The sequence below is a fragment of the Streptomyces sp. NPDC047869 genome (genome assembly GCF_040704065.1).
Classification (GTDB): Bacteria; Actinomycetota; Actinomycetes; order Streptomycetales; family Streptomycetaceae; genus Streptomyces.
Genome location: NZ_JBEYRK010000018.1, coordinates 122,733 through 135,024, shown reverse-complemented (window position 1 = coordinate 135,024; position 12,292 = coordinate 122,733). Strand labels below are relative to the sequence as shown.

At 73.5% G+C, this 12,292-nt stretch carries 13 protein-coding genes and 1 tRNA gene; 10 read left to right on the top strand and 4 right to left on the bottom strand.

The genetic code is table 11. The annotated features are described in order from the left end of the window. Positions 1 to 21: 21 nt before the first annotated feature. From AB0924_RS23465 to AB0924_RS23450, 4 genes are all read left to right on the top strand, one after another. Positions 22 to 507 carry a DNA starvation/stationary phase protection protein gene (locus AB0924_RS23465; protein ID WP_366912412.1) on the top strand — a complete coding sequence of 162 codons (486 nt, stop codon included), beginning with the start codon at positions 22 to 24 and terminating at the stop codon, positions 505 to 507. A 73-nt stretch (positions 508 to 580) separates the two neighbouring features. Continuing rightward, positions 581 to 925 (top strand): DUF3140 domain-containing protein, encoded by a 345-nt coding sequence (locus AB0924_RS23460; RefSeq protein WP_358932508.1) that lies wholly within the window; start codon positions 581 to 583, stop codon positions 923 to 925. Between the two features lie 8 nt (positions 926 to 933). After that, entirely contained in the window at positions 934 to 1,581 is a 648-nt protein-coding gene (locus tag AB0924_RS23455) for an endonuclease (protein WP_358932506.1), read from the top strand. 65 nt (positions 1,582 to 1,646) lie between these two features. Continuing rightward, a complete protein-coding gene (locus AB0924_RS23450) occupies positions 1,647 to 2,447 on the top strand; it encodes an SAM-dependent methyltransferase (RefSeq protein WP_366912411.1) in 801 nt (266 codons plus the stop codon). Between the two features lies 1 nt (position 2,448). Here the strand turns inward: AB0924_RS23450 and AB0924_RS23445 are convergent, their stop codons facing one another. Then, entirely contained in the window at positions 2,449 to 3,318 is an 870-nt protein-coding gene (locus AB0924_RS23445) for a Cof-type HAD-IIB family hydrolase (protein ID WP_358932502.1), read from the bottom strand. Between the two features lie 160 nt (positions 3,319 to 3,478). On the opposite strand from AB0924_RS23445, the gene AB0924_RS23440 reads away from it, so the two are divergent. The 6 genes from AB0924_RS23440 (at position 3,479) to AB0924_RS23415 (ending at position 10,278) form a co-directional block, all read left to right on the top strand. Next, on the top strand, positions 3,479 to 4,288 hold the full coding sequence (locus tag AB0924_RS23440) for an SAM-dependent methyltransferase (protein ID WP_366912410.1): 810 nt from the start codon (positions 3,479 to 3,481) through the stop codon (positions 4,286 to 4,288). 72 nt (positions 4,289 to 4,360) lie between these two features. Next, on the top strand, positions 4,361 to 5,764 hold the full coding sequence (locus AB0924_RS23435) for a glutamine synthetase family protein (RefSeq protein ID WP_366912409.1): 1,404 nt from the start codon (positions 4,361 to 4,363) through the stop codon (positions 5,762 to 5,764). A 1-nt stretch (position 5,765) separates the two neighbouring features. Next, complete coding sequence (locus AB0924_RS23430; RefSeq protein ID WP_358932586.1) at positions 5,766 to 6,941, top strand: amidohydrolase family protein; 1,176 nt, start codon at positions 5,766 to 5,768, stop codon at positions 6,939 to 6,941. Between the two features lie 7 nt (positions 6,942 to 6,948). Beyond that, positions 6,949 to 7,485, top strand: a complete 537-nt coding sequence (locus AB0924_RS23425) for an NUDIX hydrolase family protein (protein WP_250405467.1) — start codon at positions 6,949 to 6,951, stop codon at positions 7,483 to 7,485. Between the two features lie 215 nt (positions 7,486 to 7,700). Further along, positions 7,701 to 9,035, top strand: a complete 1,335-nt coding sequence (locus AB0924_RS23420) for a GAF domain-containing SpoIIE family protein phosphatase (RefSeq protein WP_366912408.1) — start codon at positions 7,701 to 7,703, stop codon at positions 9,033 to 9,035. A gap of 91 nt (positions 9,036 to 9,126) precedes the next feature. Next, the gene (locus AB0924_RS23415; RefSeq protein ID WP_358932493.1) at positions 9,127 to 10,278 is read left to right on the top strand and encodes an MASE1 domain-containing protein; all 1,152 of its coding nucleotides are present in this window, start codon (positions 9,127 to 9,129) and stop codon (positions 10,276 to 10,278) included. 29 nt (positions 10,279 to 10,307) lie between these two features. On the opposite strand, the gene AB0924_RS23410 is transcribed toward AB0924_RS23415, so the two are convergent. The 3 genes from AB0924_RS23410 to AB0924_RS23400 form a co-directional block, all read right to left on the bottom strand. Further along, a tRNA-Pro gene (locus tag AB0924_RS23410) sits at positions 10,308 to 10,384 on the bottom strand. 149 nt (positions 10,385 to 10,533) lie between these two features. Further along, a complete protein-coding gene (locus AB0924_RS23405; protein WP_366912407.1) occupies positions 10,534 to 11,826 on the bottom strand; it encodes an MFS transporter in 1,293 nt (430 codons plus the stop codon). Between the two features lie 100 nt (positions 11,827 to 11,926). After that, positions 11,927 to 12,286 (bottom strand): MmcQ/YjbR family DNA-binding protein, encoded by a 360-nt coding sequence (locus tag AB0924_RS23400; protein WP_358932489.1) that lies wholly within the window; start codon positions 12,284 to 12,286, stop codon positions 11,927 to 11,929. Positions 12,287 to 12,292 lie beyond the last annotated feature (6 nt).

Genomic DNA, 12,292 nt, shown 5'->3' with positions numbered 1-12,292 from the left:
ACAGAAGGAGAGAACAGCGCCATGACCGTGGTGAAGAGCACGCTGTCCGACGAGGCGCTCAAGATCACCGGTAGCGCCTTGCAGGACACCCTCGTGGACCTGCTGGGTCTGTCGCTGATCGGCAAGCAGGCCCACTGGAACATCGTCGGGCCGCGGTTCCGCTCGATCCACCTCCAGCTCGACGAGGTGGTCGACACGGCCCGCGCCCACTCCGACACGGTCGCGGAGCGCGCCGCCGCCCTCGGCCTGCCGCCGGACGGGCGGCCCGAGACCGTCGCCGCGGCCCTCGCCCTGCCCCGGACCAAGGAGGGCTGGCTGCGTGACACCGAGGTGGTGGAGCTGATGGTGTCGGCCCTCGAGTCGGTGATCGGCCGGCTGCGGGAGCGCATCGCCGCCACCGACGAGCCGGACCCGGTCACCCAGGACCTGCTGATCGCCATCACGGCCGACCTGGAGAAGCAGCGCTGGATGTTCGAGGCCGAGAACTGGCCCCGCGACGAGAAGTGAGCCGGCACCGGCCCGACGCACGACGGCCGGCCCGCCGCGGGTGAGCCGGCCCCCGCAACGGAAGGGGAAATCCATGGCGGACGCACTCGAGATCGACGCGCTGTGGGAGGACTTCCACCGCGTGGTGAACATGACCTCGGCGGAACTCGCCGCCTGGCTCAGGGTCCGGGACGCCGACGAGGAGGTGGAGCCGCTGCCCGACCAGGCGGGCTCACCCACCGGGCAGCACGTCCTCGCCATCCTGCAGAAGCGGCGCACCGACCTGACCGACGACGACGTCCGGGTGATGCACCGGGTCGTCGACACCGTCGTGGACCTGGTGGACATGGAGAACGAGCCCGAGCCGGAGCGCACCCCGGAGGACACCCGCCGCCGGCACCGGCTGATGACGCTGGGGCACGACCCGCTCAAGCCGTAGGACGCGACGTGAACCGCGACGAACGGGTCGTGCGAGAGCTGGTGTCCGGGTACGGGCGGACGTACGCCGAAGAAGCGGGCATACGGCTGAAGGACACCCCGCAGCCGCTGTACCGGCTGCTCGTCCTCTCCCTCCTGCTGAGCGCGCGGATCAGGGCCTCGGTCGCGCTCGCCGCGGCCCGCGCGCTGCACGAGGACCGCCTCGACAGCCCCCGCCGCATGGCCGGGGCGGACTGGCAGCAGCGCGTGGACGCGCTGGGCCGCGGCGGCTACCGGCGCTACGACGAGCGCACGGCCACGCAACTCGGGGACGGCGCGAAGCTGCTGAACGACCGCTGGGGCGGGGATCTGCGCCGGCTCCACGAGAAGGCGGGCGACGACACCGGCGAACTCAGGCGGCTCCTTCAGGAGGAGCCGGGCATCGGGCCGGCCGGCGCCGACATCTTCCTGCGTGAGGCCCAGCGGGTGTGGCCGGATGTCGCGCCGTACTTCGACGCCAAGGCGCTGTCCGGCGCCGGCCGGCTGGGCCTGCCGGAGGACTCCGGCCGCCTGGCGCGGCTCGCCGGGGACACCGAACCGGCCGTACTGGCCGCGGCGTTGGTACGGGCGGCGCTGGACGGACAGGTGGCCGAAGACTGTCTGCGCCGCGCCTCATGATCGTGTCACACTGCTCCCGATCCCCCGGCTGACCACGGGGGTCCGGTCGAGCGGAGGAGCAGCACGTGACGGGGACCGAGCCGGCCGCCCAGGCGATCGACACCACCCGGCCGCATCCGGCCAGGGTCTACGACTGGTTCCTCGGCGGAAAGGACAACTACCCCGTCGACGAACAGCTCGGCCGGCAGATCGCGGCGATCGACGGCGGCGCCCCGCGCGCGGCACTCGCCAACCGGGCCTTCATGCGCCGCGCCACCCGAGCGCTGGCCGGGGACTTGGGTATCCGCCAGTTCCTGGACATCGGCACCGGCATACCCACCGAACCGAATCTGCACCAGATCGCCCAGTCCGTCACGCCTGACGCCCGCGTCGTCTACGTGGACAACGACCCCATCGTGCTGGCCCACGCGCACGCGCTGCTGCGCGGCACCCCGCAGGGCGTGACCGAGTACCTCCAGGCCGACGCCCGCGATCCGGGCGCCATTCTCGAACAGGCCTCCCGCGTACTGGACCTCGGCCGCCCCGTCGCCCTCTCCCTGATCGCGCTGCTGCACTTCGTCGCCGACGAGGACGGCGCCCACGAGCTGGTCCGCACGCTGGTCGACGCGCTGGCCCCGGGCAGTTGCCTGGTGCTGTCGATGTTGACGGCCGACTTCGAGCCGGAGAACGTCCGGCGGGGCATCGCCGCGTACGCGGCGGGCGGAGTCACCCTGGTGGCCCGCTCACGGGCCGAGGTCGGAGTGTTCCTCGAAGGACTCCAACTGCTGCCGCCCGGGATCGAGTCGGTCGCCCGGTGGCGCTCGGAGGACGGGCCCGACGGCGCCGCACCGGTCTCGCTGTACGGCGCGGTCGGGCTGAAGCGCTGACTCAGGCCCGCTGCAGCGGTATCCCGATCACCTCGGCGATCGTCCGCAGCACCCCGTTGTCGTTGTTGGCCGGGGCGAGCCGGCGTGCCCTGCGGACGACCTCCGGGTGGGCGTTGGCCATGGCGAAGGACCACTCGGCGGCGTCCAGCATCTCCAGGTCGTTGAGATAGTCGCCGAACACCATCGTCTGCGCCGGTGTGATGCCCAGTTCGCGCTGGAGGCCGCGCAGGGCGGCGCCCTTGTTGGCGGTGCGGTTCATGACGTCGACCCAGTGCTCCCCGGACACGACGACCTGGTGGGTGGCGGCGAACGCCTCGAGGGCCGGGGCGGTGCTGTGCTCGGCCGAGCCGAAGTCGAACAGCGCCACCTTGATCACCTCGTCCTCGACGGCGGTGACGTCCTCGACGACGCGGTGCTCGACGTAGTACTTGCGCACCTCCGCGAGGAACGCCTCGTCGGACCGCTCGACGTACGCCGACCGCTTGCCGCAGACGACGGCACCCACGTCGACGCCGTCCGCGGCGAGCCGCCGTACCGTACGGGCGACGTCCGCAGCGACGGCCGGCTCCAGCGGGTCGGAGCTGAGTTCCACGCCGTCGCGGACGACGTAGGTGCCGTTCTCCGCGATGAACACCATCCCCTCGGCGACGTCCGCGAACTCCCGGGCCAGCGTGGCGTACTGGCGGCCGCTGGCCGGGCTGAACAGCACGCCGCGGCGGCGCAGTTCGGCGAGCATCGGCCACAGGCCGTCGGGGACGCGCTTGGCGTCGTCCAGCAGTGTGCCGTCCATGTCGGTGACGACGAGCCGGATGCCGACGGAGCCGGTGACGGGTGCGGGGACGTCGGCGAGGGGCGCGGGCGTGGCGTGCATGTCCTGCTTCCGGATCGGGGATGGGTACTGATCCAGTGTTCCTCATGCGCCGCGGGGCACCGGAGGGTGCCCGGCCCCTCACGCTCCGGGTTTCCCGGGACAGCGCGATCAAGGAGCGGCACAATGACTGCGGGCAACCGCACGTGAGAGGGGCGGATACGTGAGCGAGGGGCATTCCCCTGCCGCCGGACCGGCGAGGCTGAACACCTCCGTGGCGCACAACGCGCGGGTCTGGAACTACTGGATCGGCGGCAAGGACAACTACGAGGTCGACCAGCGAGTCGGCGAGCACGTCGCCGGGATGTTCCCGGTGATCCGGGCGGTGGCCCGGGCGGACCGGGACTTCCTCGGCCGGGCGGTGCGCTACCTGGCCGCCGAGCGCGGGGTGCGCCAGTTCCTCGACGTGGGCACGGGCCTGCCGACGGTGGACAACACCCACGAGATCGCGCAGCGTGTCGCGCCCGACTCCCGGATCGTGTACGTCGACAACGACCCGATCGTCCTGGTGCACGCCCGCTCGCTGCTCACCAGCTCACCCGAGGGCGTCACCGACTACATCGACGCCGATGTGCACGACGCCGAGGCCATCGTGCGCGGCGCGGCCGGGACCCTGGACCTGGACCGGCCGGTCGCGGTGATGATGCTGGGCATCCTCAATTTCGTCCTGGACGTGGACGAGGCCCGGGACATCGTGCGGCGGATCATGGCGGCGGTGCCCTCCGGCAGCTTCCTGGTGCTCACCCACCCCACCTTCGACGCCGAGGTCGGCGGCGAGGGCAACATCGCCGCGATGGAGTTCTGGAACGCCAACGCCACCCCGCCGATCGTCGCCCGCGGCCGCGCGGACATCGCCGGGTTCCTCGACGGTCTGGAGCCGGTGGAGCCGGGCCTGGTGCCGTGTTCGCAGTGGCGCGCCGAACCCGACGGCGCCGCGGTACCGCAGTTCGGCGCGGTGGCCGTGAAACCCTGAGCGGACCCGCGGACCGGAGCCGAGCCCGGCCCCGCCGCCCCCGGCCGGGGCCGAGCCCGTCGAGGAGGACGTATGACCACCCTTGCCGACCCGGTGCCCGGCGGGCGGCCCGGCGACCCGGAGCGGGTCGCCGCGCTCACCGCCGAGCTGACCGCGCGGGGCGTGCACGGCATCGTCCTCGCGTACGTGGACACCGCGGGCGTCGGCCGGGTGAAGACCATCCCGACGGCCCGGCTGGGGGCGGCCGCGGCCTGGGGGGTCGGCATGTCGCCGGTCTTCGACACGTTCCTGGCCGACGACTCGATCGTCACCACCGACGTCCTCGGCTCCCCGGACGGCGACCTCAGGCTCTACCCCGATCTCGACCGGCTGGTGGTGCTGGCCGGGCAGCCCGGCTGGGCCTGGGCGCCCGTGGACCGGATCACGCAGGAGGGCGAGCCCCACCCCGGCTGCTCCCGCACCTTCCTGCGCCGGATCGTCGCACAGGCCGCCGAGGAGCACGGCCTCGCCTTCCGGGCGGCCATCGAGGTCGAGTGGGCCTTCGGACTCGACGGCACGCCCGACGGGGAGTTCGTCCCGGCGGTGACCGGTCCGGCGTACGGCGCCGCCCGGCAGGTCGGGCTGAGTGACTGCACGGCCGACCTGTACGCGGCGTTCGCGGCCCAGGGCGTGGACGTCGACCAGATCCACCCCGAGTACGCGGCCGGGCAGTTCGAGGTCTCGGTGGGCGCGCTGGACCCGGTGGCCGCCGCCGACCGCAGCGTCCTGGTGCGCCAGACGATCCGGGCGGTGGCGCGGCGGCACGGCCTGCGGGTGTCCTTCTCTCCCGCGGTCCTCGCCGAGGGCGTCGGCAACGGCGGGCATCTCCACCTGTCGTGCTGGCGCGAGGGGACGAACCTGCACGCCGGCGGCGACGGCCGGTACGGCATGACGGCCGAGGCGGAGTCGTTCGCGGCCGGGGTGCTCGCGCACCTGCCCGCGCTGACGGCGGTGACCGCGCCCAGCCCGGCCAGCTATCTGCGGCTCAGGCCCTCCCAGTGGGCGGGGGTGTTCGCCGCGTGGGGCCGGGAGACCCGCGAGGCCGCGCTGCGGATGGTCACCGGCACGACGGGCCGCCGGGCCCAGGAGGCGAACATGGAGGTCAAGCCGGTCGACCTGGCCGCCAACCCGTATCTCGCGTTCGGCTGCGTGATCGCCGCCGGTCTTGACGGCCTGGCGGCGTCCCGGACGCTGCCGGAGGAGATCACCGGGGACCCGGCCCGGTACGGCCCGGACGAGGCCGCGGCTCTCGGCGTACGCCGCCTGCCGGCGTCGCTGCTCGGGGCCGTCGGGGAGTTCCGCGCCGACGAGGTGCTGCGGGCCGCGCTGGGCCCGGTCCTGGCGGACGCGGTGACCGCCGTACGGCTCGGTGAGGCGACGGCGGTGGACGGCCTGGACGACGCCCGGGTCGCGGCGGCCTACCGCTGGACGTACTGACATGGCCGCCCCCGGGCCGGTCCACGATGCCCTGGCCGCGCTGCCGCTGGTGGACCACCACTGCCACGGCGCCGTCACGGCCGACCTCACGCCCGCCGGGTTCGAGTCGCTGATCACCGAGGGAGACGTCTGGCCCGGCGTGTCCGCCTTCGACAGCCCGGTCGGCGTGGCGGTGCGCCGCCACTGCGCGCCCCTGCTGGACCTGCCCCGGCACGCGCCCCCCGCCGAGTACCTGGCCCGGCGCCGCGAGCTGGGCTGGCGCGAGGTCAACCGGCGCTTCCTGACCGCCGCCGGAGCCGAGGCGTTCTGCGTCGACACCGGCTACGCCCCGCATCCCGTCACCTCCCCCGCCGAGCTGGCCGAGGCCTCGGGCGCCGCCGCCCACGAGGTGGTGCGGCTCGAACAGGTGGCCGAGGAGGTGGTGGCCCGGGGTGTCACGGCAGGTGGTTACGCCGGCGCGTTGAGGTCGGCCGCCGAGGAGGCCGTACGACGGCCCGGCGTCATCGCGGTGAAGTCGGTGGCCGCCTACCGCACCGGCTTCGCCCTCGCCCCGGAGCGGCCCTCGGACGGCGAGGTGACCCGGGCGGCCGGGCAGTGGCTCGCGCGCGGCGGGCGCCTCGACGACCCGGTCCTCGTACGGCATCTGATGTGGACCGCGGTCGGCCTGGGGCTGCCACTGCAACTGCACACCGGCTTCGGCGACGCCGATCTGCGGCTGCACCACGCCGACCCCGCGCTGCTCACCGACTGGCTGCGGCTGACCGCCGGGACGGTCCCGGTCCTGCTGCTGCACTGCTGGCCGTACCACCGCCAGGCCGCCTATCTGTCGGCGGTGTTCGAGCAGGTGTACCTGGACGTCGGCCTGGCCCTGCACTACACCGGCCCGGCCCGCTGCCGGGCGGTACTGGAGGAGGCCCTGGAGATCACCCCGTTCCGCAAACTGCTGTACAGCTCCGACGCCTACGGTGTGGCCGAGTTCCACCACCTCGGCGCGCTGTCCTTCCGGCGCGCCCTGGGCGCCCTGCTCCAGGACCGGGTGGACGCGGACGAGCTGAGCCTGCCCGACGCCCTGCGCATCGCGGCCTGGACGGGCCGCGACAACGCCCGCCGACTGTACGCACCGACCATGGACGAACCGGCCCGCGACCGCAGCGAGCGCCCCACCCGGAAAGTATGATCAAGCAATGTCTGACATCACCGAAACCACGCCCGGCTGGCTGACCTCGGACGAGCTGGAGATGGCCAGGGCCCGGATGCCGATCCTCTACGTCGAGGCCGTGCCCGTGCGCGTGGACGACAGCGGCGAAGTCACGAGCATCGGGCTGCTGCTGCGCATCGGCCCGGACGGAACGGTGAGCCGGACCCTGGTGTCCGGCCGGGTCCTGCACCACGAGCGGGTACGGGACGCCCTGCTGCGCCATCTGGAGAAGGACCTCGGCCCGGTCGCCCTGCCCCGGGTGCCGGCCTCCCTGCAGCCGTTCACGGTCGCGGAGTACTTCCCGACGGCCGGCATCACGCCGTACCACGACCCGCGTCAGCACGCCGTGTCGCTGGCGTACGTGGTGCCGGTGACCGGCGACTGCCGTCCCCGGCAGGACGCCCTCGACCTGGTCTGGTTCAGCCCCCAGGAGGCCGCCTCGGCGGCGTTGCAGGGTGAGATGCCGGGCGGGCACGGCGTGCTGTTGAAGCAGGCCCTCGCCCATGTGGGGCTGGTGTCCTGACACCGGTGGCGGGTGCCGCTTCCGGCCGCGGCACCCGGCCCGCTCCCGCTGAGGCCCGGGGCCGCCAATGCCACAATCGAAGGACGACACAGCCGCCACGGGGGATCGTGTCAGGAGGCCGGCATGCACCTCTCGATCCACGGGCTGTCCGCACCGGTCCGCCGTGACCGGCGGGCGGGCGCCGGGACCGGACCACGGGCCCCCGGGCGCGCGTGATGGCCGGGAACCGGGAGGGCCGGCACCCGCGCCACCCGACCCTGCCCGACCTGCACTCGCGCCTGCGTTGCGAGCTGGGCCGGATCGACGAGCAACTGCGCGGCCTGCTGTCCACCATGGACCGGCTGCAGGGCCTGCTGGACGCGGTGGTGGCCATCAGCCGCGAGGTGGAACTGCCCGCGGTGCTGCACCGCATCGTGACCACCGCCATGGAGCTGGTCGGCGCCCGCTACGGCGCCCTCGGCGTGCTGAACAGGCCCGGGCAGGGCCTGGAGCAGTTCATCGCCGAGGGCCTGTCCGAGCCGGAGCGCCGTGCTGTGGAGGCGTCCGGTCTGCCGCGTGGCCTGGGCGTCCTCGGCCACCTGATCCGCTACCCGGAGCCGTTGCGGGTCGACGAGATCACCGCCCACCCGTCCTCCGTCGGCTTTCCGGCCGGCCACCCGCCCATGCGCACGCTGCTGGGTGTCGCCATCAGCGTCCGCGGCGAGATCTACGGCGACCTCTACCTCTCCGAGCGGCTGGACGGACAGCCCTTCGACAAGCACGACGAGAACGTCGTCGTCGCCCTGGCCAGCGCCGCCGGTATCGCGATCGAGAACGTCCGGCTGTTCGAACGGATCCGGGTCAACGCCGAGCAGTTCCAGCGGCTGCTGCTGCCCACTCTGCCCGACCTGCGGCCCTTCACCGCCGCCGCCATCTACCGGCCCGCCGCGGAGCCCAGCCAGCTCGGCGGGGACTGGTACGACGCCATCCAGCTCCCCGACGACGTCGTGGCCGTCGTCATCGGTGACGTGGTGGGCCACGATCTGCAGGCGGCGGCGGCCATGGCCTCCACCCGCAACATGATGCGCGCCCTGCTGTTCGACCACCGCAATCCGCCCGGCGTGGTCCTCACCCAGCTCGACCGGACCCTGGAGGCGATCACCAACAACCCGGTCACGACGACCACCCTGGCCCGCATCGAACCGGAGGGGGCGGGCTGGCGGCTGCGCTGGAGCACCGCCGGTCACGTCCCGCCGCTGCTGATCGCCCCGGAGCACCGGGCGGAACTGTTGTTCTCCGAGCCCGGGCTGCCGCTCGGCGTGGACACCGGGCAGCCCCGCCCCGAGCACTCCCGGCTGCTGCCCCCGGCCGCCACGGTGGTCTTCTTCACGGACGGTCTCGTCGAGCATCCCGACCACGCGATCGACGAGAGTTTGCGCGAACTCGCCGAACTCGCCGCCGCGTACGCCGCCCTGCCGCTGCCGGAGTTCGTCCGGGCACTCGCGGACCACCACCCCAGCGACGGCCACGACGACATGGCCATCCTCGCCCTGCGCACCCCGCCCGCCTGACCAGCGGATCCACGGCTCACCACGCTGCCGGGCGGAACTCCCGGATCGGACGGATGATGGCTTCGAGGCGATGGTGAGCGGAGGTCGCCCGATGACTGTGGCGTGGCGGGAACGGCTCCGGCGCGGTGGCTTGGCCGCCTTGGAGATCTGTGTCCTCGCCGCGCTCTACTACGGCTCGGCCAGGCTCGGCCTGCTCCAGCAACTGGTGCGCGGCCAGGTCACCCCCGTGTGGCCGCCGAGCGGGATCGCGGTGGCGGCGCTGCTGATGCGCGGCCCGCGGCTCTGGCCCGGCATCACGCTCGGCGCGTTCCTCGTCAACATCACGCTGGGGCCGTCGGTCACGGCCGTGCTCGCCATCATGGCCGGGAACACCCTCGCGCCCCTGTGCTCCTACGCGCTGCTGCGCCGCACGGGCTTCCGCGAGGAGCTGGACCGGCTGCGGGACGCGCTGGCGCTGATCTTCCTGGGCGCGTTCACCGGGATGCTGATCAGCGCGACGACGGGCACCGCGGCCCTGGCGCTCTCCGGTGCGCTGAGCCCCGACCGGTTCTGGCCGACCTGGATGGTGTGGTGGACCGGTGACGCGATGGGCGTCCTGGTGGTCACTCCGGTCCTGCTGGTCCTGCGCAGGGCCCGCCGGCCGAGAGGTGTGCCGCCGGTCCGGTGGGTGGAGGGGCTGCTGCTCGCGGGGGTCGCGATCGGCGTCGGGTCTCTGGAGGCCAGTCCCACCCCGCTGCTGTTCCTCGCCTTCCCGCTGCTGTTCTGGGCGGCTTTCCGCTTCCAGCTCACCGGGGCCGCCCCCTGCGCGCTGGTCGTGTCGACCTTCGCGATCATCGCCGCGGCGCGGAGATCGGGTCCGTTCGCCGGTCACGACCTGCTCAGCAACATGATCACTCTGCAGGCCTTCAACGGTTCCGCCGCCCTGACCGCGCTGCTGCTCGCCGCGATCCTCGGCGAGCGTGCCCAGTCCCAGCGGGAGATCGAACTGGCCTGCCGGCAACTGGCCGACATGGTCTCCAAGATCACCGCCGACGACCACCATCCCCTGCTCGCCCGGGGGCCGACCTTGACCGGTGTGGACGCCGGGAGGGCCGACGGGAAGGCCGGGACGGGCGACGGAGAAGCCGCGACGGAGGACGGGGCGGCCGGCGAGGGGGCCGGGGCGGGCGGCGAGGGGGCCGGGGCGGGCGGGTCGCGGACGGAAGAGCACCGGACACGACAAAGGTCGTCTCCTCATCCCTGAGAAGACGACCTCCGACCATCGCAAGAAGCTGGTCGGGACGACAGGATTTGAACCTGCGACCCCTTGACCCCCAGTCAAGTGCGCTACCAAGCTGCGCCACGTCCCGGTGCCGTTTGACCTGGGGTTTCCCTGGTCGAAACGCGCAGGGAAACCATACCGCACTCAGGTCGGTGGTCGCGCATCCATTACCGGTGGCCGAGGGCCGCGCGCCTCGCGGAGCGGGTGCCCGGGCACAGGTGCGACCGCCGGGGCGGCTCAGTGCGCCGGGGTCCGGGCGTCGGCCCGGGTGAGGTCCCGTACCGCCGGGACCGAGAGCAGCGCCGTGGCCACCAGCAGGCTCACCCCGCCGGCGATCAGCAGGACGCGGCCGGCGCCCAGGGCGGCGGCCGCCGGCCCCGCGAGGGCCTGGCCGACGGGCATCATGGCGAGGGAGCCGGCCACGTCGTAGGCGTGGATGCGGTTGAGGACGTCGCCGGGCACCTGGGTCTGCACGGTGGTCGCCCACATCACGCCCCAGAAGGACAGTCCGGCCCCGGCCACCGCCGCGCCCGCCGCCATGGCCGGTACGCCGAGACCGGCGCCGACGGCGGCAGGGAAGCCGAAGAAGGCGAACAGCGCGAGCGCCCCGGCGCGCAGCATGCGCCGTGGCCGCAGCCGGAGGGCGAACAGGCCGCCGACGACCGTGCCCGCGCCGAGGGCCGAGTTGATCAGGCCGTAGGCGCGCGGGCCGTGGTGCTGGACGACCTCGGCGGCCACCAGCGGAACGGTCGGCCCCCAAGTGGCGATCATGTACACGCCCCAGACGACGATCACGCCCCACAGCCAGGTCCGGGACCGGAACTCCCGCCAGCCCTCGACCAGATCGGCCCGGAAGGAGCGCGGCCCGGGCCCGGTGGGGCGGGCTCCCGCGGGCAGCGGGGGCAGCCGCAGGAGCAGGAGGCACAGGGCGCTGATCGCGTAGGTGGCGGCATGCGCGACGAACACACCGCCGGGCGAGGCGAAACCGACCAGGAGGCCGGCGGCGGCCGGTCCCGCGAGCTGGGCCACCGACTCGGCGACGCGGATCGCGCCGTTCGCCCCCTGGACGTCGGGGGCGAGTCGGAGCACGGTGCTGGCCACGCCCGGCTGGAACACGGCCGCGGCCACCCCGCCCACGATCCCGATGGCGCAGATCTGCCACAAAACCACATGCCCCGAGAAGAACAGGACCGCGGCCAGGGACTGAGTGACGAGCCGGACCAGGTCGGCGCCGATCATCAGCCTGCGGGTGCTGAACCGGTCGGCGATCACTCCGCCGAAGACGACGAGACCCGCGAAGGCGGCGGACGCGGAGGCCATGGCGAGACCGACCGCACCGGCGCCGTACCCGTTCCGCAGCAGACCGGCGGCGAGCGCCACGGGCAGCATGGTGTCGCCGAGCCGGGCGACGGCCCGGGCCACGAAGAACAGCGCGAAGTCCCGCGACCAGACCGCGGGGCCCTCGGTACCGGCCCGGCGCCCCCGCCCCGTCCCCGCGACCTCGTCGCGCCGTGCCCGCGTACCGGTCATCCCGCGTACTCCCCTCCCGGCCCCCGCCCTCACCCCGTGCGCCGCGCCGGATCATGTCATGCCTCGCCGGTGCCCGCCGAGCCGTTTTCCGGTGCCGCTCTCAGCGGGCGCCCGGCGCACCCAACTCGGGGTGGGTCTCCAGGAGTCGCGGCGGGGCGGCCTGGCGCCAGGAGTCGGCGAGGATGTCGCACAGCTCCGCCTCGTCTTCCAGCGCCGCGAGTCTCGCTCTCACCCAGGCGAACTGGGCCTCGTGGCCGGCGATCCAGAACTTCTCCGGTTCGGCCAGCACCAGTTCGTCGCGCTCCTCCTTCGGGCAGCGCACGGCGATGGACGTCTCGTCCTCGGGGAGGGTCGCGAACATCTTCCCGGCCACCCGGAACGTGGGCATGTTCCAGGCGGTCTTCTCCGTGGTGTCCGGCAGGGACAGGGCGATACGGCGTACGTCTTCTGCGTCCGGCATGCCACG